This is a genomic window from Chlorogloeopsis sp. ULAP02 (assembly GCF_038404745.2).
GTDB lineage: Bacteria > Cyanobacteriota > Cyanobacteriia > Cyanobacteriales > Nostocaceae > Chlorogloeopsis.
Genome location: NZ_JAYKTT020000010.1, coordinates 38,836 through 62,131 on the forward strand (window position 1 = coordinate 38,836; position 23,296 = coordinate 62,131).

The 23,296-nt window shown below is 41.6% G+C and carries 18 protein-coding genes; 11 read left to right on the plus strand and 7 right to left on the minus strand.

Annotated features, from left to right (window positions below):
- Window positions 1–92: 92 nt before the first annotated feature.
- The 3 genes from U2718_RS06435 to U2718_RS06445 form a co-directional block, all read right to left on the minus strand.
- Complete coding sequence (locus tag U2718_RS06435; RefSeq protein WP_341998044.1) at window positions 93–1,139, minus strand: bestrophin family protein; 1,047 nt, start codon at window positions 1,137–1,139, stop codon at window positions 93–95.
- A gap of 619 nt (window positions 1,140–1,758) precedes the next feature.
- Window positions 1,759–2,892, minus strand: a complete 1,134-nt coding sequence (locus U2718_RS06440) for a YARHG domain-containing protein (RefSeq protein WP_341998042.1) — start codon at window positions 2,890–2,892, stop codon at window positions 1,759–1,761.
- Window positions 2,893–3,237: 345 nt separating this feature from the next.
- Window positions 3,238–5,061 carry a DUF1565 domain-containing protein gene (locus U2718_RS06445; protein WP_411813237.1) on the minus strand — a complete coding sequence of 608 codons (1,824 nt, stop codon included), beginning with the start codon at window positions 5,059–5,061 and terminating at the stop codon, window positions 3,238–3,240.
- Between the two features lie 209 nt (window positions 5,062–5,270).
- Between U2718_RS06445 and U2718_RS06450 the strand changes: the two genes are divergently transcribed.
- Window positions 5,271–6,389 carry a thiamine phosphate synthase gene (locus tag U2718_RS06450; RefSeq protein ID WP_341998040.1) on the plus strand — a complete coding sequence of 373 codons (1,119 nt, stop codon included), beginning with the start codon at window positions 5,271–5,273 and terminating at the stop codon, window positions 6,387–6,389.
- Complete coding sequence (thiS, locus tag U2718_RS06455; protein WP_341998038.1) at window positions 6,382–6,594, plus strand: sulfur carrier protein ThiS; 213 nt, start codon at window positions 6,382–6,384, stop codon at window positions 6,592–6,594. The genes U2718_RS06450 and thiS overlap by 8 nt, the downstream gene beginning before the upstream one ends.
- Here the strand turns inward: thiS and U2718_RS06460 are convergent.
- Complete coding sequence (locus U2718_RS06460; RefSeq protein ID WP_341998036.1) at window positions 6,591–7,823, minus strand: glycosyltransferase family 4 protein; 1,233 nt, start codon at window positions 7,821–7,823, stop codon at window positions 6,591–6,593. The two genes, thiS and U2718_RS06460, sit on opposite strands and share 4 nt — an antisense overlap.
- 1,291 nt (window positions 7,824–9,114) lie before the next feature.
- Here U2718_RS06460 and U2718_RS06465 point away from each other — a divergent pair.
- Window positions 9,115–10,107: a DUF1517 domain-containing protein gene (locus U2718_RS06465; RefSeq protein WP_341998034.1), complete on the plus strand. Its 993-nt coding sequence runs from the start codon at window positions 9,115–9,117 to the stop codon at window positions 10,105–10,107.
- A 181-nt stretch (window positions 10,108–10,288) separates the two neighbouring features.
- On the opposite strand, the gene U2718_RS06470 is transcribed toward U2718_RS06465, so the two are convergent.
- Together U2718_RS06470 and U2718_RS06475 are read right to left on the minus strand one after the other, a co-directional pair.
- Entirely contained in the window at window positions 10,289–10,534 is a 246-nt protein-coding gene (locus tag U2718_RS06470) for a DUF3134 family protein (protein WP_341998032.1), read from the minus strand.
- A 198-nt stretch (window positions 10,535–10,732) separates the two neighbouring features.
- Window positions 10,733–12,244, minus strand: coding sequence for a HEAT repeat domain-containing protein (locus U2718_RS06475; protein WP_341998030.1), 1,512 nt, complete (start codon window positions 12,242–12,244; stop codon window positions 10,733–10,735).
- 1,022 nt (window positions 12,245–13,266) lie between these two features.
- Between U2718_RS06475 and U2718_RS06480 the strand changes: the two genes are divergently transcribed.
- The 6 genes from U2718_RS06480 (at window position 13,267) to U2718_RS06505 (ending at window position 20,157) form a co-directional block, all read left to right on the plus strand.
- A complete protein-coding gene (locus U2718_RS06480; RefSeq protein WP_341998029.1) occupies window positions 13,267–13,950 on the plus strand; it encodes a phosphoribosyltransferase in 684 nt (227 codons plus the stop codon).
- A 74-nt stretch (window positions 13,951–14,024) separates the two neighbouring features.
- The gene (locus U2718_RS06485) at window positions 14,025–14,741 is read left to right on the plus strand and encodes a dienelactone hydrolase family protein (protein ID WP_341998027.1); all 717 of its coding nucleotides are present in this window, start codon (window positions 14,025–14,027) and stop codon (window positions 14,739–14,741) included.
- 167 nt (window positions 14,742–14,908) lie between these two features.
- Window positions 14,909–16,885, plus strand: coding sequence for an ATP-dependent zinc metalloprotease FtsH (ftsH, locus tag U2718_RS06490; protein WP_341998025.1), 1,977 nt, complete (start codon window positions 14,909–14,911; stop codon window positions 16,883–16,885).
- A gap of 141 nt (window positions 16,886–17,026) precedes the next feature.
- A complete protein-coding gene (locus U2718_RS06495; RefSeq protein WP_341998023.1) occupies window positions 17,027–17,731 on the plus strand; it encodes a dienelactone hydrolase family protein in 705 nt (234 codons plus the stop codon).
- Window positions 17,732–17,832: 101 nt separating this feature from the next.
- On the plus strand, window positions 17,833–18,819 hold the full coding sequence (locus tag U2718_RS06500) for a CapA family protein (protein ID WP_341998022.1): 987 nt from the start codon (window positions 17,833–17,835) through the stop codon (window positions 18,817–18,819).
- Window positions 18,820–18,921: 102 nt separating this feature from the next.
- The gene (locus U2718_RS06505; RefSeq protein ID WP_341998021.1) at window positions 18,922–20,157 is read left to right on the plus strand and encodes an LL-diaminopimelate aminotransferase; all 1,236 of its coding nucleotides are present in this window, start codon (window positions 18,922–18,924) and stop codon (window positions 20,155–20,157) included.
- 66 nt (window positions 20,158–20,223) lie between these two features.
- On the opposite strand, the gene U2718_RS06510 is transcribed toward U2718_RS06505, so the two are convergent.
- The gene (locus tag U2718_RS06510; RefSeq protein ID WP_341998020.1) at window positions 20,224–21,492 is read right to left on the minus strand and encodes a flavin monoamine oxidase family protein; all 1,269 of its coding nucleotides are present in this window, start codon (window positions 21,490–21,492) and stop codon (window positions 20,224–20,226) included.
- A gap of 239 nt (window positions 21,493–21,731) precedes the next feature.
- Between U2718_RS06510 and U2718_RS06515 the strand changes: the two genes are divergently transcribed.
- Together U2718_RS06515 and U2718_RS06520 are read left to right on the plus strand one after the other, a co-directional pair.
- Window positions 21,732–22,409 carry a carbonic anhydrase gene (locus tag U2718_RS06515; protein ID WP_411813239.1) on the plus strand — a complete coding sequence of 226 codons (678 nt, stop codon included), beginning with the start codon at window positions 21,732–21,734 and terminating at the stop codon, window positions 22,407–22,409.
- A 7-nt stretch (window positions 22,410–22,416) separates the two neighbouring features.
- Window positions 22,417–23,296 (plus strand): type IA DNA topoisomerase (locus U2718_RS06520; RefSeq protein WP_411813238.1); only part of this gene is annotated, 880 nt, incomplete at its 3' end.

Consider the following 23,296-nt stretch of genomic DNA (forward strand, 5'->3'; position numbering starts at 1 on the left):
TCTTAGAATCTCTCAATTTGAATAATTATCTCCAATTTTGAGAACTTTTCAACGAAAGTCTAAGTAGTTATCTGATTCTAGATTCTCATTATTCAACTGATTAAATCTTCAATATTTTGATTATTGTAATTATCGAACAAACGTAATTTGTGAGAGTGATGCTGTCTTTTACAAGTGATTAAATCTTCAACATTGCGGTGCATAGTACTGCAAATCAGATCCAGAGGTAAATCATTTGGATCATGTCCAAAAGGTTCTTCTATTTCAGCACCAATTTCATCAATGCCAAGCAAAACTAAGCTAATAAAGCCGACTATTGGGCCTGTCCATAAGTGTAAACCTCCTACCATTTCTACAGGCAACAATAGAAAATAGATTATCAACAACATTTTGAGAATCATAGTATATATTAAAGGCATTGGTGTTTTGAGAATTCGCTCGCAACCGCCTAAAATATCTACCAAATCATCTAGTAATTCTTGTAAAGAATTCATTTGGAAAATATTTAGATTTTTCAATTCGTACTGATGTTGTAGAAAATCGCCAATCCAAAAAGCAATTTCTAGTGGGGGATGATTGACTTTTGTAAGTTTAGAGTATTGTAATTCAGATATCAGTAAAGATAACTCATGATTAACAGGCTCTCGTCGCAGATGTAACTTCATTGCAACTGTAAAAGCAACTACTTGTCGCAGTGTTCTCTCTTTTTTTGTTCTATCTCTTGGTTCATACTCGTTAACTTCAATCCAAATTCCACGAGTTAGATTACGGACAGTATTAACTAAAGAACCCCACAATTTACGTCCTTCCCAAAAACGATCATGTGCTGAATTTGTTCTAAAAGCTAATAACAAGCTCAAGACTATGTTGAGAGATAAAATTACCTGAGGTAGAACTTTACTTAATTCAATAAATGTAAAGAAACCAAAATGGTGGAGTAGTGAAATTAAACAACTATATCCAAAGCAGAGAAGTACCCAAGGAAGAATTGGTTGAAAAACTGAAAACTTCAGTTTAAAAACTACTTGAAGCCAGTGCAATTGCTCCCCAGTATAAATGTGAAATTTACTTTTAAATGACCTCAAAGTAGTAGTTTCCTTTTTTGAATATTTTGCTTTCACCAGTTTTTTCAATAACATTGACTACTCCCTTTCTTATATAATTGAAAAATTAAGAAAATTTGAAAATACATATCTTGCACTATTTTTAATAACCGTAGAGTGGGCATCACTAATAACCTAAGCATGAGAGCTTGAGTGAACTCTAAGTATTATCCACCCTACAAAAATTGCAAGCAACTAACGTTACCAATGACAGCTGCTAGAGGGTGTATATATGCTGTCGGGTGGATTTCTGGTATCGTTTCCATCAAATTGAAAGTTGCAATGATATTACTATGGATATTTTGCATGGGGTAACCTTCTTTTTCTTGTCAAAAATACTTAGGTTGTCAAGAGTAGAATTCTTTTTTGTGTTGAGTTGGTTAATGCATACAAGAAAATTGAATAAAGGTAGCAGTGGAGTAATCAGACATAGAATTTATCTAATGACAGCTCCTGCCTCATCTGGAAGACTTTTAAAAATCTTCTCTTGGTTATCTTATGAGTTAGAAGGTGACAAACCTGAAATAAAAAAGTGTCAAACTTGAGATAAAAAAGTGACAAAGTCGAGACATAAAAAAGCGATCGCCTAGAATCTATGACAGAGAAACTCAAAGCGATCGCTCAAAAAATTAAAGATGAAAGTAGCCTCAAACAGCTAAAGGTTCATCATCAATCCATGAATACGTTGATATTCGCGGATCATAATTGCGTTTTTTAGCTCGATTTTGGAAAGTACAGAGTCAGGAAACTTATCCCCTGAGTAGCGAGGCTGATACCAACTTTGACTCTCAAAGTGGCGCTGCAACTTTGGCTCTTTAAACATCCGCCCGTGACGCGCATAGATTTCGTTACGCATTATCGTTAGTTCCCAAGCGCTACGCCCTTTTAAGTCTGCTGAAGTTAGCAGCCGCTGTTGAAATAAGGGTGTAGTTGTAGCATTTAAAACTTTAGACTTGGGAAGTTGCGAATCTTGTTGTTTGGGTGTCTGAGTAGTCGCTTTTGATACGGTTTGCTGTGTGGTATTTCCAGGCGTAAAGCTTGGTTTTGGTGATACAGCTTTTGGTATGCTGGTTTTATTTTTAACTTCTGTTTTTTTTGTTTGTGCAGGGCTGAAGCTTGGCTCTGGGACTGCGACTTCTGGCGTACTGATGCTATTTTTTACTTCAGTTTCTTGGCTCTGTGTTTCGGCAAACTTAGGATGCTGCCGTACTGAATTTAGCGGTTTATCCTTGGCTGCAACCTCTTGATTTGATAGCACAGCCCAGGAGCAAGCCCCTCCGACAACAAATCCCCCCACAAACATCACAGAAGCCAACCCTACCTTAGAACTTACATCCCTAACAGATGAAGGGTTTGGTTTTCGGATCTGAAACTTGGGTTTTTCTAAAGGAATTTGAGATTCTCTGGTGTATGAATCAATTTCTTCCAGATTATCTTCTTCTAGAAAGATATAAGAAATGGTATCCAGTAATTTCTGCTGGTTTAAGGGTTTGTCATGGAGGTAGTGTTTATTGGTATCCTTTTTTGGCGTAACTGGTTCTGGAACTAGATCGGTTAATTCTAGTTCAAAAGCCAGTATTTGTGGTGGTTGTTGTTCAGAACTTTGGGCATTTTCTTGAGTTTCTTGAGCTTGAAGAGCAATAATCTCGCTATCTTCCTCTCCCAAATCCAGAGAAAGTAGACTGGAGATAATTAAAGGTTCTTCCTGCTGTGCATCAGGCTCATGAAACTCCTGAAAGTGATTTACGTTGATAGTGCTGTTACAAGTGCTATTAAGAGTGTCGTCCATATTGCTTTTGCGAGTACAGCTAGGCAGTTACCTGAAAGTGAAAATGAAGCACTAGGAAACTGACTTGACAATGCTGAGAGTCATTACTTATGAAAACTCAAAGCAATGTTTTGGGCAGAAGTAATTATGGCAGGATGCACAACTGTATCAAGTTAGTTGATTGTTTCCCGTCATTTTCGGAAAACGATCATATATGTCTATTGAAGAAATTTTATACTACCCTATAAAAAAGCGATCGCCCCCGATACCCCACATCAACAAGCGATCGCTTATGAAAAATTAGATCCTAAAAACTGTTAATGGTTAACAGTCAAAAACTAACAATAATGCATAAATAACTATCAACTAATTGCCTATTAACTCCATCGTCGCTTGTAACCCATTGTTGTTAAGTATTTTCAGCATTTGTTCGGCGTTAGAGCGACTGCTAAAGACTCCTACTTGCATAGCTGCTTTACCTTGCCAAGAAGTGGCAAAAGCACCAGGAGCAAGAAATCTCACTAATTCCTGATCTTTTTGTGTTTGTACTGCTGCCATCACTCGGTAACGCCCTATCCCTGGAGATTGCCCACTTAATGAACTTCTGACTTGAACTGGTTTGGCAGTAGCGCCGGGTACTGGCACTTTTCGCATATTGGTAGACAAAAGTGCCGCTTCGCCTAGAGGTACAGCTTGTAGTACTGGCAATGACTGGGCAGGAGCGGATGTAACTGGAGTGGATGGGCGCTGCGCACCAGGTGCAACAAACTCTATGACATTGTTATCATTGTTAGCGATCTGCATGTCATTAGTCTGTGATTTGCTTCCCCTGACTGTTTGTCTACTCGTCAAGGTACTTGGAATTGGAGATGCTCCAGTTTTTGGGGAAGTCGGTTGCTTTGGTTTGGATGCTGCGACACGCAGACGAGACGCCACAGAGGATTGCTGTGAATTCTTGACATTCGGGCTGCGGAGCGCTCTCATCTCAGTGAATGCCCGTGGCACACCCGTAGCCGTTTCTGTTTGCTGAGGTTGAGATTGTAAGTTACGGGCAATGGGTACTGCTGTACCTTTTGTATCTACTTTACCGACAACGCGATCGCTTGCTAGTTTATTGCCGTAGGCAGAAATAGTTTGCCCAAGAGCGTTGGCGTTAATGTCATAACGTTTGTTATTACGAAACTCGTTGCCACCAGCATCAGAAAGGTTGCCTAAATCTGGCTGTGCTTGAGCGATCGCAACTAACCCATCTTCTTTACTACCTTGAATTACATTTTTCCGTATCACTGGGTGAGAAGCAGCTTGTACAATAATCCCACTTCTGTTGTCTTGAATTTGATTACCGACAATTAAGGGTTGAGCTTTTTGAGCAATATTAATCCCAAAACCCGTTTCTTGAAAAATATTTTCACGGACTTCCGCATCAGAGGTGCCGGTAATTGTAATGCCGTTGGCTCCATTGCGAGCAAACAAATTATGACGAATAATTGGTTTCCCGCTACCAGTAACGGTAACCCCATCTTGAGTACTGCCAGTAAACGTGTTCTCTGCTACTGTTAGATTGCTAGATTCAATCCATAAACCATAACCACGTGGATTGGAGTTAGTAATAGTCACCCCAATTATCTGCGCTTCCTTGGCTCCCACAATCGCAACATTTTTACTGCCAAAACTACGACTGAGATAGTCACCACCACCAGCGATAATAATATTGCGACCTTTGTTGCTAGCATCTCCTTGAATCGTAACACCAGGCTTTAGTATTAAAGGAAACATCTCTCCTGTTTGGGTACTGTATGTTCCCTCGACCAGCTTAATCGTAGTATTAGGAGTAGCTATTCGCAAAGCCTGAGTGATAGTTTTCAAAGGAGTGCTTTCACTGACCTTATCTTGTTTGTCATCTCCGACACTTGGGTTGACAAAAAGCACGTTAACCTGAGAAATTGTACTCTCACTTAGGTGTATCTGCACTGGTGTCTTCGGTATCTGAGCAACAGCACTATCCAGGCAACTACCCAGGAAGGCTGCACTACCTACTCCTATACCAGCAAGCAGAGATAAAAATGAAAAACGAGATATGTGAGGAATTGCGACAAAAACACAAAAATATCTTTTGCGCTTTTGAGCAACTGTGTGTGTTAATTGGATATCCTGCCAACAAGACTTAGAAAAAAAATGGAGGTCAATCACTTTTGCTGCACTCCCTATAAAAAGCTAGCATTTTTTATACTCTTTCTTTTGCAAAAATGTCGATAATACAGCTCAGTTACCGTAATGGTAGCTATTTTTGATACAAAGTGTTTTAATGAAGTGCCAGGGACTAAAGTAGAAATATTCTACAATCCCTCATCTTAAATTCTTAGTAAAAAATTAGTAGATATGCAAAAAATATTGAGAATATGAAACAGGCTGACTGTTACGATGAAAGCACTAATGGGGTTGTTGTAATGGTCGAGCCATACAGCCAAAGAGAGCAAATCCAACAAGTTGTTTACCGCATCTTGGATGCAAACTTAGATCGGGTGCGGGAAGGCTTGCGAATTATTGAAGAATGGTGTCGCTTTGGCTTGAATAATTCCCAGCTGGCTGGGGAATGCAAGCGAATGCGGCAAGAGGTAGCAAGCTGGCATACAGCTCAATTACGGGCGGCGCGTGATACACCAGGTGATTCTGGTACTGAATTAACCCATCCTCAAGAAGAGGAACGCTCAAGTATAAAATCTCTGCTGCAAGCTAACTTCTGCCGAGTGGAAGAAGCCTTGCGAGTGTTAGAAGAATATGGTAAGCTTTACCACTCAAATATGGGGAAAGCTTTTAAGCAGATGCGATATCGGGTTTATACCCTAGAAAGTGATTTAATGGGTTATCAGCGACACCAATTACTGTTGCGATCGCATTTGTATCTTGTCACTTCCCCAACAGAAAATTTACTGGAAACTGTCGAAGCAGCCCTTAAAGGTGGGTTAACTTTAGTACAGTATCGCGATAAAAATGCTGATGATAGTACCCGGATTGCATTAGCTGAGAAATTGCGGCAGTTATGCCATTCTTATCATGCAATTTTCATCATCAATGACCGGGTGGATTTAGCTTTAGCGGTAGATGCTGATGGGGTACACTTGGGACAACAGGATATGCCCATTGCCATTGCCCGACAGTTACTAGGGCCTCACCGTTTGATAGGTCGTTCTACCACAAATGCGGATGAAATGCAACGGGCAATAGCCGAAGGTGCGGATTATGTTGGTGTAGGGCCAGTTTATGAAACTCCTACAAAAATTGGCAAGCCAGCTGCTGGTTTAGAATATGTCAGTTATGCTGCCAAACATTGCTCCATACCTTGGTTTGCCATTGGGGGCATAGATCCAAACAACATCAATGAGGTGATTGATGCTGGAGCACAACGTGTAGCAGTGGTACGCAGTATCATGCAAGCTGAACAACCTACTTTGGTAACACAATATTTTCTATCGCAGCTAAATCGCATTCAACCAATTCCTGAAAAGTCCTATGTCTAATCAAATTACCCTTCAGGTAAATGGAGAAACTCGTAGCTGCCCTTCTCAAACTTCTTTACCCGATTTACTTCAACAATTGGGGTTTAATCCTCGTTTGGTAGCAGTAGAGTATAACGGTGAAATTCTTCATCGTCAGTTTTGGCAAAATACTCAAGTGCAGCCAGGCGATCGCTTGGAAATAGTCACCATTGTTGGTGGAGGTTAAGTCAATAAACAAGAATAGCGAGCCTCACGAACATAAGGCCATTGATGCAAACTCCTCTTGTTGGCTAAAACTCTTCCCCTGCGCCCTAATTTCTCGCGCAATCCTTTATCTTCACATAGTTGCCTAAATGCTGTCAGCATCTCGTTGCCAGAATTAGGGTTTACTAGTATACCATTTTCTCCATGACGGATGACATCTATCGCAGCACCAAAGCAAGAGGCGATTACTGGCTTGCTAAAATAACCTGCTTCCAAGTGAGCAACACTAAAGCTTTCAATACTAGCAGCCTTGCGATCGAATAAAGCTAGCATAGCAAAAATGTCACAAGCTGCATAGTAGCCAGCTAACTTATTATTAGATATGTGTCCGGCAAAGTGTACCCACCGATCTAACCGCAAACGCTGAACCTGAGAGTGAAGTTTTTGCTCAAAAGGGCCTTGTCCACAAATTATATAGTGGACATCTAGCCCCAAAGTCAACAGTAGCGGCAAATTGTCAATTACTAAGTTGTTGCCTTGATGCTTGTGGAGTGTTCCGACAGAAAGGATTACCACAGAGGATTCCGAAATATTGTAGCTATTTCGCACTTGCAAACGTAAATCCTCCATACTTGTGGAATTTTCAATGTCAAATTTTTCCCTTCTGACTACCGGGTGAATGACATGGGCAGGAGTATTAAATTGAAAATAGGTGGTAACCAAATCACGGGTGAAAAAACTGTGACAAATAATCCCTGTAGCGCGTTGTAGAGTGAATGCAAACAGCGATCGCGCTATAGGATTGCGTAAAGCACACAGAATTTCATTCCCATTTAGATAGATAAAAAAACGAATCGGTAAAAGATAACTCAAAACTAATAAACAAAGAAAACTATAACCGTGAGTCCACTCTATATAACGGTAGTGATAACGGAAATAAAGCTTAATTACTAGTATAAAATTGTATACAAAATTGAGCAATGGTGTTAGGAAAATTCCCTGCAAACCACCATACCAAAATTTAGGAATTTGCCACCGATAGATAGGAAAACCTTGCGCTCTGTCAAATGCTCTATCGCCCATACAATTAGCCGTAAGCACAATTACTCTTTCCCGTTCTTGAAGACAACGATTGTATATATATTCCTCACTCCCGCCTTCTATTGGTAAAAAAGTACGAGACACGATCAAGATATCTGGAGATGCAACTGTATCTCTAATTGTTGCTAACCTTTGGGAAATCTGTTTCATTAGGAATTAAATAATTAAACTTCTAAATAGTAGAAAATCTGAAATTATTTTTTTGAATTACAGACTTAAAAATCACTTAATTAGTAAATCAAGAAAAAATATTGTTTCTGTTTTAGAATAATCAGACATCCATACAATTCAATTTCAATGTTAATTTATGGGAAAATTTTATTTCCTATTTCCTCGTTTTAGTAACCTAATTTTCGGGAAATTTGACATAGTAACTTTTATCTCTCATTCTACTTTATAGCTTCATATTTTAATTCACATCATTATATGTAAATTCCAAGCTAAATTTACTAAGAGTACTTAGTTTAAAAAACTAGATATTGATTGACTATCAACAACCAAATTTCCAAATAGAGTTTATTAAAACTCGATCCAGTGCAAATTGATTTTGATTCCGAGACTTTTTATAATCTATCTTCAAAAATTTCATATTTATTGAATTGTAAATAAATATGTATAAACTTTCTATATTTGTATATACTTTTTTGCATTCATTTTTGTTTCTTAATATTATTTAACCAATAATTTTTTAATAATTTAGTATTTGAGTGTTGTCATAGTAACTTATATAATAATAACTACAAAGCAATTTTATAATTGAGTAATTTTGAATCAATGAAATAATCTGTATAAAAAGCAAAAATTACAATTGTGCTAAATAATTGAACTATTCGTCTAACGCATCCAACCCTTAAAAACGGTGCGTTACGCTCCGTGATCACACATCTGACTGGCTACATATTTTTCAAAAATCAAAGATGAGTCCTATAGTTATTTTTCTAACTCCACTAAATTTTGTAAAAATACAATAGTTAAACCCCGCTTTAGAAAATAGCAGTATACTCACCTCATAAAGCTTTAAGGGAGATTAACCATAAAAGTTTTTATTAGCTATTCTTTTTAGTCATAAACACAATAGCTGAATGAAAATAAAATGTCTTGCCATTTTGGCAACTTTAATATTAGGGACGCTTGAAGAGGAGTGGGAGAGGGAGAAATTTATCAAAAATATTTGCCGTGTCTCCTTGTCTCCTTTCTAATCCCTATCCGTTGCCCCTTTGAAGATAAAAAATAACAAGTACGGTTATTGCGATCGGAATACCCTCTAAAGATAGCTGTTGATGTCGGGTTGGAAACGGTACATTGAAGATGTAGCCTGTGATGAGAGCTACTACTAATGAAAACTCGCTCCGGGCCATGAACTGGCGTCACTGACTAAACAAAAACATCCCACCCTAGTGAGAAAATCATAACCAAATACCGTTTTTCAAGCAATTGTGTTATGCGTAAAAAACTACAACAAACCATCAAACCGCTTTTAAAATCCCTGTTTGTTCTGGTCGCGGTGTTCGCATTGGTGCTAACTCAAGCCGATGGAGCACTAGCAGCCCGTAGCGGAGGTAGGATTGGTGGTGGTTCTTTCAGAGCGCCCAGTAGCCGCCCCTACTCATCACCCCGGACTTATGCACCTCCTGGCGGGGGATACTATCCAGCGCCCTACCCTGTGTATCCAGGTGGTGGATGGGGATTCCCCTTTGTCGTACCAATTTTTGGTGTCGGTGGTGGATTATTTAGCTTGCTAATTTTTATTGCGATCGCTGGCTTTTTAGTCCAAACTTTCCGTCGTGCTACCAGTGGTGGCTATGAGGGTGGCTACGACGAAGTTGGCTATAGCAGTAACCCTCCTATTTCAATTGCGCGTTTGCAAGTGGGCTTATTAGCTCAAGCTCGTGATTTGCAACCCGAACTCAATCGTATTGCTGAAACTGCTGATACCAACTCTCCAGAAGGTAGAACTGAAATATTGCAAGAAGCCAGCCTGGCTTTACTTCGCCATCCAGAATACTGGGTATATGCGGGTGGTGGCACACAACAAGCACGTTTGAATGCAGCTGAAGGTGTATTTAACCGTTTGGCATTGGCAGAACGCAGCAAATTCACCGAAGAGACTTTATCTAACGTCAATAACCAGCTCAAAGCAGCCAATCCCAAAGGTGCTTTACCGTCTACTGGTGAATTGGATAATCCAACCCGTTTGATTACCGAAGGGCCAGGAGAATACATTATAGTGACTTTACTGGCGGCAACTCTGGGCAAATTTGAAATTCCACAAGTCAACAGTGCTGATGACTTGCGTCAAGCCTTACGTCAAATCGGTAGTATCCCTAGCGAAAAACTGTTGGCGATTGAACTGCTGTGGACTCCTCAAGCAGAAGGCGATGTCCTTACCACTGATGATATACTGGCGCAATATCCAGAGCTAAAACTCGTGTAGATTGAGGTGGAAAATTCCACTTATAAGAAGATCCCCGACTTCTTAAAGAAGTCGGGGATCTGTGTTTTTAGTTTATTTATGTTGACTTACTTAGAAGAATTTATTTCAAATTCATTTAATTACTTATCATTCAAAACTCTCCGCGCTAGTTTCAATGATTAATTTTCAAGTGAACTCGATATCATTCCTCCAAATCCAGTTGTGCAGTCTCCTGTTCTTCATAATCATAAGTATTGTTACTCATGATTGAGCTTAATTCTTCTTCTTCCTCGTCATCATAATCGTAGTATTCTTCAGTACCACGTGGTATTAATCGACCTCTATTTCTCAACCATTCGAGAAATGATTCTTCATGCTTGAGAGGAATAACAGCAGCTCTCTGATTACGGGGTTCCTCCTGGAGAACTGGCTCAGACGGCTTCACCATATTCTCTCACCTCCAATAGGCTATGTAATTAGATGCTATCGTTGCATATCCATTGCCAGGGACTGTCAATTGTGGTATTTACTTCTATTACTTTGGTAGTACATCGATAGACTGAGGTTGAACAAAGGATAATCATTTCATTCAGCCATTGTATTTATTAACTAAAAAGATTTTTTAATGCTCATTTATCAATAACTATTAAGATTTCTTTGCCTTGTAGAGCGCATAATTATAGTAACCACAGCTTGTTTGAATAGAGGCGATCGCTTCTACAACTGAGCTAACTTTAATACCGGGTGTAGTAACTAACATCTCCCACAACTGAGGCAACGCTTGAGGAGCGCCGATTTTTCCTAACGCCTGTGCCGCACTTTCACGCACAGCCAAGACTTCGTGTTGACAAGCTTTAACTAATACATCTAATGACAACGGATTCGCTACTTGTCCTATGGCATCAAGAGAATCATAGAAAATATAACTATTTTGTTCACCTTTACAAGCTTGAACTAAAGCATCCACCGCTAAAGGAGTGCCAATATTTGCTAATGCACAAGCAGCCGCTTCGCTGATGCCTCCAGAATTCAAAGCATGAATAAGAGCAGGTATAGCTACAATATCATCAATATTTCCTAGTGCATGAGCAGCACGGATGCGAACACCATAGTCTTCATCTTCTAAAGCTTGAATCAACAGATCCACTGCTTTTGGATCTCGAATTTGTCCTAAAGCACCAGCAGCTCCTCCACGCACCTCTGGCATTTCATCCTTCAAAGCTTGAATTAGCGCATCCACCGCTTTTGATTTACCAATTTTCCCTAACGACTCAGTAGCATTTTCCCGAACCTCGAAATTCTCATCTTGCAACGCCTCAATCAAATTATCAATCACAGAGTCATCGCCAATTTGTCCTAACCCAATAGCCGCAACACTACGAATACTAAAATCCTGATCATGCAAAGCCTCAATCAGGGCATTGACTGCCGAGGGATGGTGAATTTGTCCTAATGACTCAACAGCACAAACACGAATATCAGATCTGTCAGAATTCAAAACCTGCTTCAGTGCATCTACCGCCAATGGATTGCCAATATTTCCTAAAGCACAAACCGCACAAGCACGTACAATCGAGTCTTCATCCCGTACAGCTTGCATTAGGGCTTCTAACGCTTGTGGTGTGCTGATTTGTCCTAACTGAATCGCAGCAGTTCGCCGTACGCCAGAATTTTGATCCAATAAAGCCTCAATGAGAGCATTTACATTCAAACTATCGATTATCGGTTCTAAGATAGAAATTTCTGGGGTGCTGTGCTTAAATTTTTCTGGATTTTGCAGATGATCATCTTCTTTTGCTAACATCTCATCCACAGATGCGATCGCCTGTTCACAAGCTGTTATCCTCAACAGATAACTCCGACAAGTTTCAGGCACTTTTAGGGAAGCAACCAAACTCACTGTCTGTTGTTGAAACTCTTGTTTGACAACTCCTGCTAACTTTGCCCCCAACATCAAATCTACTTCTAAAGCCAACCGGATAACTCGTGCCACCTGCACCTGATCATCTAGTTCCTGCAACATCTGGACTATAGGTTCTGTCCATTGCAGGTGATTCAAATAATCTCGTTTAAATTTTTGATCGCTGAGGTTGAGCACAACAGATGGCGAGTTGTGCAGCAATTCCACAGGTGGCAACTTATCTTTGCTTTTACCCATGCCAATCTATGTACAGAAATGATTATTCTAAACCAATAAAGGTAGGATAACTAGGGACACTTGAAGAGGAGGAGGAGAGTGGGGCAAGGAGTTCTCCTCTGAGCATGGGCGCTGTGGAAGACAAGGGGACACGGGGCAGAGGAGAACAACTAATACTAACCACTAACTACTGTACGGGCGGGTTTGAACAACAATCTCTCTAGAATGACGAAATATCTAAATAAACCCGCTCCTACCAATGACAATGACCAATCCCCAATTAAGTGGTTGTTTTTATATCATTTTTTATCTTAATAGTGGCACTTGTTTGCTTTTAATGCAATGATCTAAATTAAGAGTAGAGTTGGGATCGCCTGCATTCAAAATTTCAAAAATATCCCAATTCCTAATTGTTAACTCCTAAATGTGAAGCGATTAAAAGTAGAGCGATCGCAATGAATCACTTGCTCTTTTTATCATAAAGAGGTGAGTATAATCACTACTCAAGCAACGAAGCAAAAATTACAAACGCCAAGGCAGCAGAAGAAAAAATAATCACTCAATCTTCGCCAAAAAATTTCTATTTAGCAAATACCTCCACGCCAATTTGCAAATCAGCAAAAGGATGAATGCAAAAATGAGTAGGAGGAAGCAACTTAAGTCAAATTCCTGAAAAACTTCTTCACACAAGCAATAAATATCTAACAGTGAGGAGGGATTATGCAACTACCACTGCAAATAACCTTTCACAATATGTTCCCCATCAACAAAAATTGTCAAAGTTAACATAGATTAACTTCTTCCTAAATTTGATTAGTGATTATTTTTTCCCTTAGTAACGTCGAAAAGTAGCAAGAAACTGTTGCCAAAAGTAAATTTGACAAATACTGTAACTCAAACTGTGGTGAGGAAAACAAGTTAAGTATTTGCTTGTAAATCTTACAGAACAAAATCAAGACATTACTTTCACCTTATTAATTCTTTTTGCCCTTGAAAAACAAAAATTGTTCTGAGCAATCCACCAAGCCAAGGAGGTGAGAAAGATGGCAACAAAATTTCACGATCGCGCTGAAGCAGGCAAGATTTTAGCTAGAAGACTTGCAGCTTATGCCAACCGCCCAGATGTGCTAGTTGTAGCTTTGCCTCGTGGGGGCGTTCCAGTAGCTTTTGAAGTGGCAGAGGCACTCCATGCCCCCTTAGATATTTGTATTGTTAGAAAGCTTGGTGTACCCCATCACAAAGAACTAGCAATGGGTGCGATCGCTGCCGGTGGAATTCGGGTACTCAATTACGATGTGATCAGTTGGTTTGGAATCTCCAGTAAAACCATAGATGAAGTTGCAGCCAAAGAATTGCGAGAATTACAACGTCGCGATCACGTCTATAGAGGAGAACACCCACCATTAGATGTACGCAATCGCATTGTAATTTTGATTGATGACGGTATTGCTACGGGTTCAACTATACGTGCTGCCATTGCTATTCTGCAACAGCAACAACCTCAACGCATAGTTGTAGCCGTTCCAGTCGCACCCCTGGCTACGTGTCAAGAGTTGCGAGCTGAAGTGGAAGAGGTAGTGTGTCTATTAACACCAGAGCCTTTGTATGCGATCGGTCTTTGGTATGAAAACTTCTCGCAAACAACTGATGATGAAGTGCGGGAACTGTTAGCAAGACAATTTGCAGTTAGCGATCAGCTTTCAAGCTTAATGGAACTGAGCTTTTAGCAATTCAGCACCCTCACCTTATTTATAGCTAGCCAGCATCGACATCTAGACGCCCCCGTCGGGAGGGAATACCAATGGATACAAAATCAATATGGGACGCACAAGAGCAAATAGTGACAGTCAAGATTGACTCAGCTTACTTAGAAGCAGAACTGGTTGTCCCTGAAACTGCTGAGGGAATTGTTATGTTTGCTCATAGTGGCGGTAGCGGCAGATACAGCACCCGTAACCGCTATCTCTCCCATATCTTGCGTCAGGTAGGGCTGGCAACTATTGCCATCAATTTACTGACAAAAGAAGAGGAAGCGATCGATGTGCGAACCAAGCATTACCAATGCGATACCAAACACCTAGCTGCACGCTTAATCAAAGCAACTAACTGGCTAGCTGAGAATCCTAACACCAGCAAACTTAAGGTTGGTTTCTTCGGTTATGGAACTGGCAGTGGTGCGGCATTGCTAGCAGCAGTAGAACATCCAATGGCAGTTGGGGCGATTGTCTCATATAGCGGTCAAACTGACTTAGTTTGTGAAGTTCTCTCCTGCGTGCAAACTCCAACACTATTAATTGTAGGAAGTAATGACTTGCCAGTCATAGCAATGAATGAAGATGCCTTGGCATTAATTACTGCTCCAAATAAACAACTGGAGATAATTCCAGGGGCAACTCACAACTTTAATGAGCCAGGAGCACTTCAAGAAGTAGGGAGGTTAGCAAGCCAGTGGTTTAAACATCACCTCACCACAGATCAGCAGCGAGACTTACACGTTCATGCGATGTCACTCGTTTAGTTAGTAGGTAGTAGTTAGTAGGTAGTAGGGGTGGGTTTAGAAGATAAATCATCAGTTTGAGCCGAAAGATAATCAACGAAACCCGCCCGCCCGTACAGTAGTTAGTAGTTTATTTCCGACTAACCACTATCCATTAACCGATTCCCATTTAAAAGGAGCAATCAACTATGCCAGTGGATCATAACGGTGATGGCGATCGCCAAAGCAAAACACCACAACCTCGGCATATGGGCAGTAGTGTACTGCTGTGGTTATCATTACTGATGTTCTTAAATATGCTTCTGTGGGTACAACCTGCCCGTAATCACGTACCATACAGTGAATTTATCTCTCAGGTAGAAGCTGGTAAAGTCGCTCGCGCAGTTGTTGATACGAACCGGATTGAGTATGAACTGAAACCAGAACCAACTACAAAACAATCCGACACGCAATCCAAACAGGTGTTTGTTACCACACCAATTCCACTGGATTTAGAGTCGCAAAAGATGCTCCGGGAGCATAATGTTGAGTTTGCCGCCCTGCCTCCTAGCCGCACTGGTTGGATCTCAACTTTATTTAGCTGGGTTTTACCACCGTTAATTTTCTTTGCGATTTGGGGATGGTTGATGAACCGCAGTCAAATAGGAGGACAGGCAGCGCTGACAGTGGGTAAGAGCAAGGCTCGCATTTACTCAGAAGGCAATACAGGTGTGAAATTTGATGATGTTGCTGGTATTGATGAAGCGAAAACAGAACTGCAAGAAATTGTCGATTTTCTCAAAAATGCAGACAAATATACCCGTTTAGGGGCAAAAATCCCTAAAGGAGTATTGTTGATTGGGCCTCCGGGAACTGGTAAAACCTTACTAGCAAAAGCAATTGCAGGCGAGGCAGTTGTTCCTTTCTTCAGTATTTCCGGTTCTGAGTTTATCGAACTGTTTGTAGGTATTGGTGCTGCACGGGTGCGAGATTTGTTTGAACAAGCAAAGCACCAAGCACCTTGTATCGTTTTTATCGATGAACTTGATGCTTTAGGTAAATCCCGTGCTAATGTAGGGCCGCACTTAAGTGGTAATGATGAGCGAGAGCAAACTCTCAATCAACTACTTTCGGAGATGGATGGTTTCGATTCCAACACAGGCGTGATTATCTTAGCTGCTACCAACCGTCCAGAGGTTTTAGATCCAGCCTTGCGTCGTCCTGGTCGATTCGACCGTCAGGTTGTGGTAGATCGTCCAGATAAAATTGGTCGGGAAGCGATTCTTAAAATTCACGCCAAAAACGTGAAGTTAGCAACTGATGTGGATTTATCAAAGTTAGCGGCTCGAACTCCAGGGTTTGCAGGCGCAGATTTAGCGAATCTCGTTAATGAAGCAGCATTACTAGCAGCCCGCCGCAACCAACAGACTGTGGCAATGGCTGATTTTCAAGAAGCGATTGAGCGAGTTTTAACGGGGTTGGAGAAAAAATCCCGGATTCTCAATGACAGTGAGAAAAAAACCGTTGCCTATCATGAAGTTGGACACGCACTGATTGGTACGCTCGTGCCTGGAGGTGGCAGCGTGGAAAAAATTTCGGTTGTACCTCGTGGTGTAGGTGCTTTAGGTTACACGCTGCAATTACCAGAGGAAGACCGTTTTTTGATGACAGAAGATGAAATTCGCGGGCGAATTGTCACGCTATTAGGTGGACGTGCGGCAGAAGAGCTGATTCTCAATAAAGTTTCCACTGGTGCTAGTGATGATATTCAAAAAGCAACCGATTTAGCAGAGCGATTTGTTACGCTTTATGGTATGAGTAATACTCTTGGCCCTATCGCTTTCGAGCAGATTAAACAAGAGTTTTTAGAAGGGTTCACTAATCCTCGGCGCACAGTTAGCCAGAAGGTAGCCGAGCAAATTGACCAAGAAGTCAAGGAAATTGTCGATAGAGCACATTACATAGCCCTAAAAATTTTAGACAAGAATCGGGCATTGTTGGAAGAAACAGCCCAAATCCTATTACAAAAAGAAGTTCTAGAGGGAGAAGAGTTGCGATCGCGACTCCGGTGTGTCCAATCTCCATCAGAAATGGATGAATGGCTGCGTACAGGCAAAATTTCTAGATCACTTGCCCATGCCAACAATTTGGAATGGTACTCAAACGACCGGACTGGAAAAAATTAGCAAGTATATCTTACAGGAGAAGTGTATTTGCTAGCTATGGCACTTAGTTTTACGAATTGATTGGATTTTGTTCTTTGTTTAGTTATCAATTAATTTTTTAAATTTTTAATTTTTTATTGCTTAAAGGGAGACCGAACTTATATGAATAAGACATCAGAACGGAAAGCTCAACAGAACCTAGTTTTAATTACAACAGGTTCGGTCAAGCTAGAGGGCAATCTAGTTATACCTGAGAATGCCCAAGGAATTGTATTATTTGCTCATGGTAGTGGTAGCAGTCGCCACAGTCCTCGCAATCAATTTGTTGCAGATATACTGCAATCTCACGGATTGGCAACTTTGTTAATTGATCTACTGACATCCCAAGAAGAAGCAGTGGATTTGCGGACAAGACACCTGCGCTTCGATATTGGTCTTTTGGCATCGCGGTTAGTTGACACAACAGATTGGCTTGCCCAAAACCCAGACACAAGTCAGCTGAGGGTGGGTTACTTTGGAGCCAGTACTGGAGCAGCTGCTGCATTGCTAGCAGCCACAGAATGTCCACAAGCTGTAGGAGCAATAGTCTCTCGTGGCGGACGCCCAGACTTGGCTGGCTCGGCATTAGGTCGTGTCAAAGCACCGACACTTTTGATTGTTGGTGGGTATGATACTTCAGTGATTCGCATGAATCAGGATGCACTAGCACTAATGCGTGTTGACAAAGAACTAGAGATTGTCCCTGGTGCAACTCACTTATTTGAGGAAGTAGGGACATTAGAGGAAGTAGCGCGATTAGCGACTGGGTGGTTTAAGCGGTATCTTTCGAGAAATAAGGCAGAGGGCAGAGGGCAGAGAGAAGTTTGAGCGGAGGTTTCCTCCGTTAGCAAAGCTCCTCCGAAGGAGGCTCAAAGCTTCAAAGAGGCAGAAGGAAAGAGGATTTGACTTGTTTGTTTCATTAGATTTCTATGAAAGAGTTAGTCACCCTAGCATTTATTGGTGATGTTATGCTCGGTCGAGGAGTCAACGAAGAAATTTCTTGGCGATCGCCTGATGATTTCTGGGGTAATGTCCTGCCGATTTTACAGAAAGCAGATGCCGTGATTGCTAATCTGGAATGTGCTATTACCGAGCACCCTCAACAATGGAGCAAAACGCCAAAAGCCTTCTACTTTCGTGCCGATCCCGCTGCAGTAGATGTGCTTCGTGCTGGTAATATTCGCTTTGTTAGTCTTGCCAACAATCACACGCTGGATTTTGAAGAACAAGGGTTACTTGATACGTTGCACTATTTAGATGCTGCCGGAATTCATCATGCTGGGGCGGGTAGAAATATCAAAGAGACAACAACTCCAGCCGTCATTAATGTTGGCGGATTAAAAGTAGGTATTATTGCAATTACAGATAACGAGCCTGAATTTGCAGCAACAAGCGATCGCCCTGGCACTAACTATCTGCCAATCCGCTCTGACTCTAAAACCCTAGCACTAATTGAATCTTGGGTGGTGCAGTTACGGCGCTCAGGCGCTGGACTGGTAATCCTTTCTGCCCACTGGGGGCCAAATATGGTCACTTCCCCACCACCCCACTTCCGCCGCTTTGCCCACGCAGTTATAGATTGCGGCGTGGATATCTTTCACGGTCATTCTGCCCATTTATTCCAAGGTATAGAACACTACAAGCATGGTTTAATCCTTTATGATACTGGCGATTTTTTGGATGATTATGCAGTAGATCCGCTCCTACGTAATGACTGGTCTTTTGTATTTCTTGTAGAAGTAGATAGTAAAGGTGTGCGTAAGTTGCGTTTAATACCAGTTCGCCTGTGTTATGCACGAGTTGACCTTGCTCAAGGAGAAGAATTTGAAGCCATTTGCAAACGGATGCAATTTTTATGTGCGGCATTTAATACTGTATGTATTTTAAAATCACCTGAAGGGCTGGAAGTTAACTGAAGCCTGAAGTATGAAGTATGAAAAAGGTATAAGCAATAAAGGTATCGCCCATATCAATTAGCAGTAAGCTGTTTTATCTAGGGCTTTTTTTCACAATCTACTATGGCAACGATTAACGACAACTACTTGAAGCTAAAAGCAGGTTACCTGTTTCCCGAAATTGCGCGACGAGTTAATGCCTTTGCTGAGGCGAATCCAGATGCCAAAATCATCCGCTTGGGCATTGGTGATGTCACCGAACCACTACCAGAAGCTTGCCGCACAGCGATGATTAAAGCTGTGGAAGAAATGGGCGATCGCGCTACTTTCAAAGGTTACGGCCCGGAGCAAGGTTATGCCTGGTTGCGTGAGAAAATCGCCAAATACGACTTCCAAGCACGGGGATGCGAAATTGATGCTTCGGAAATATTTGTATCAGATGGTTCTAAATGTGACACTGGCAATATTCTAGAAATCTTTGGACATGACAACACCATTGCCGTTACAGACCCGGTTTACCCCGTATATGTAGACACTAACGTTATGGCGGGAAATACTGGAAAAGCCAACGATAAAGGTGAATTTGAGGGTTTAGTTTATCTGCCAATAACAGCAGAAAATAACTTCACCGCCACAATTCCCTCGCAGAAAGTCGATTTAATTTACCTGTGTTTCCCTAATAACCCCACTGGTGCAACCGCCACCAAAGAACACCTCAAAGCATGGGTAGACTATGCTAGAGCTAATAACTCGATTATTTTCTTCGATGCAGCTTACGAAGCCTTTATTACCGATCCATCGATTCCCCACTCCATCTACGAAATAGAAGGAGCAAGAGAGTGTGCGATCGAGTTTCGTTCTTTCTCTAAAAATGCCGGATTTACCGGAACTCGCTGCGCCTTGACAGTTGTACCAAAGAACCTCACAGCCAAAGCCGCTGATGGTTCCGATGTCGAGTTGTGGAAACTTTGGAATCGTCGCCAATCTACTAAATTTAATGGCGTATCCTATATTGTGCAACGTGGGGCTGAGGCAGTTTATTCTGAAGCAGGGCAAGCGCAAACCAAGGCATTAGTTAGCTTCTATCTGGAAAACGCCAAAATTATCCGTGAGCAACTAATTGCGGCTGGATTAGCTGTATACGGTGGTGTCAATGCTCCTTACGTTTGGGTGAAAACACCTAATAGTCTTTCTAGCTGGGATTTCTTCGATAAATTGCTGCATAGCTGCAATGTTGTAGGCACACCCGGTTCAGGCTTTGGTGCTGCGGGTGAAGGTTACTTCCGCATTTCTGCATTTAATAGCCGGGAGAATGTAGAAGAGGCAATGAAGCGGATTACCGAGAAGTTTAAGGTGTAGAGTTAAAGTTGCGGTGGGCAATGCCCACCGGGCTTGGTTTATAAATTATACGAATTTACTGAGGTGTCACCTTCTCATCAAAGGAACGGTAGAGCCAGCAAAGTGAATTTCTTTAGCAGCGTTGAGTCCAGATTCTAATGCTCCTTGAAGCCAGCCTCTCGTCTTAGAAGTATGCTCTCCAGCGAAATAAATCTGTCCTTCTGACTTCCCTAATTCTGAAAATAGTTTCTTCTCCTGTTCATCTGTTGGATAAGCCCAGCCTCCTTTTGACCAGACATCTTTTGTCCATGAATAAAAGTGCGATCGCACAGAGTAATTAGTTACCCCAGGCAGAATCTTCTCCCAATGCTGGAGTAATTTTGTCTGTTGAGCTTTGCCTTCAAAAGCATCTATCTCAACAGCTTTTTCGCCTTTGAGATAGGCATGAAGAATACCTGTTTTTTCGGGTCTATCCCAAGTAGTATGCCACAGTTCTTCATCCTCAAAAAATCCCCACCCATTTAAGTTATCCTTTTCCCAGAACCGATTGGGGAATTTAACAAAGCAACGGGTTGTTGCTCGATAGTTATATCCTCCTGCTGCGGCCTGTTTTTTTGCCGGAGATAGGTCAGGTGAAAAAGCAATCTGATTTAAAACGGTCAAGGGTACAGTACACAACACACAATCAGCAAGATATCGTTGCCCTGATAAGCACGACACCTCAACACCATGAGATGTTTGTACAATCCGAGTCACAGAATTATCAAGTTTAATTTTTTCTGTCAATGCTTGGGCAAATGCTTGGGGAAGTAGATCAAATCCATCCGTTATTTTTTGAATCTCTTGGACACGAGGTTCTGGTAGATTTTTAAATAGTTCTTTCGCTGGGACTAATAGACGTTTTCCGTCCTTCATCGTGATATATTTCCCAGTTGTCGGCGCAAACTGTGAAAGTCTTAAACCAAAATGTTTGATGTAATCAAGGGTTAAATGATGATTCGGTGGGATTCTAGCTGCTCCAAATTCCACTAAATCCTTTCCTTGAAAGGCTCCCCGCAGGGTTAACACTCTACCGCCAATACGTTTCCTAGCTTCTAAAATGGTGACATCATGACCAACTGCTGTTAATTCATACGCTGCCACTAAACCGGAAATACCTGCACCGATAATGAGTACTTTTCGACGCGGCAATCCTTTGGGTAAAGCGCCAGGGGAAGTTGGTTTTTGGGCTTGTACTTGCTCGTAGGTTACAGTTGCGGCGATCACAACAGCAGTCCGCAATAAAAACTGACGACGATTCAGGTTGAGCATAGAAGCGAAACCAGTGATCGGGGAAGGATATTTTTGCCGACTCATGACAATCCCTCCTTGCTGGCGTTGTTACGGAAGGAGTCCATCTTAATCATCTATGATTTTGACAATTATGGGCCATTAGTCCTAAAAAATCTCCTCCAATTTTCTGCTTGATTTCGCGAAAATCTTGCTTGCCAATACCAAAGCGATCGCTCAAATCTCAAGAGAACTAAAACCTATTAACAAGTTCTATTTCATTAAAGATAGGGAGCATCTTGGAAGTTCTCAAAAAAGACCCATGTATTGGGGAATTCAAAGCAGCAAGCCAACCTATAATAGAAGAACTATTCTCAATTAACGCATTTGGAGCAACTAATGGCGGTGAAGGTGCCACAATTGAATATGCTGTTCAAGCCTTAGATATTCGACAAATTATTATCTGCGGTCACTCTCATTGTGGTGCAATGAAAGGACTGATGAAGTTAAACAGTCTGCGAGAGGAAATGCCGCTTGTACATGATTGGCTCAAATATGCGGAGGCAACCCGAAGACTGGTTCTAGATCACTACGGTCATTATCAGGGAGAAGAACTGCTAGAAATCATGATTGCCGAAAATGTACTCACCCAAATTGAGAATTTACGGACGTATCCAGTGATTCACTCTAAGCTCTACCAAGGGCAACTCAGTATTTATGCTTGGATTTATCACATTGAGACAGCAGAAATTTTAGCATACGACCCCCATAAGCACGCCTATGTCTTGCCCCAAAGCCAGCTTCCAGAATCAGAGATGGATGAGCCGCTCTTAAAGCAGTTTCCAAATTGCGATGTCGCAATCCGTTTCGCTGACAACGCCCAGCAAAACGACGTTCAACCTCCTCAGAAACACACAATTTCTGCCCACGAGCGGTTTCCAATGACACACCTTTCTCCGCAGCAGATTGAGCGAATTTATCGAGGATCGAGTCAGACAAATTGAGAGTGCTATGCCCAAACGCCTTCTAGTGGTTGAATCTCCTGGTAAAGTCAAAAAACTCAGTCAAATCCTTGGTTCTGATTGGATTATTCGTGCTAGTTGCGGCCACATTCGAGAACTCAGTGATGAAGGTGAGGATTCCCTGGGGTTCATCATGGAGGGCAGTAGTGTGCGATGTAATTATATACCTCGTGACCAACGCTCGAAAGAAACTATCCAGCAATTAAAGGCTGCGGTTAAGCAAGTTGATGAAGTTGTCTTAGCAACCGATCCAGATCGGGAGGGAGAAACTATTGCTTGGCATCTGAAGGAAGTACTGGGATTGAGGGAACCAAAACGAGTTGTCTACTCCGAAATTACAGCAGCGGCAGTTCGAGGAGCGATCGCCCATCCCAGGAAACTTGACTTTAACTTAATTGGCGCGGGATTATGTCGAGATTGTCTGGATAAGTTAGTAGGTTACAAAGGAAGTCCATTAGTTTGGGCATTAAACAACGGTGCTAAAAGTGTTGGCAGAGTCCAAAGTGCCACCTTACACCTGATTTGTCAACGGGAAAGGGAAATTCAAACTTTTGTCCCTCAAGACTACTGGAGTGTTTGGGTAGATTATGCCGAGGGGTTCCGGGCTTTTTACAAAGGTACGACGAATTCTCCACAAGAAGCACCAGAACAAGAAACAGAAACCCATGATGATGCAGCTGTAAATAAAACAGAAACACCAGAGTCTAAGCGTGTGCTTTCGGAAGCAGAGGCAACCAGGTTAGTTGAGGAAGCACGGCGGTATCCTCATCAAGTTATTCAGATTGAAGGAAAAACTGTTCATCGCCAACCACCTCCACCCTTCACGACTTCCACTCTCCAGCAAGCTGCTGGTTCAAAGCTCAAATTCA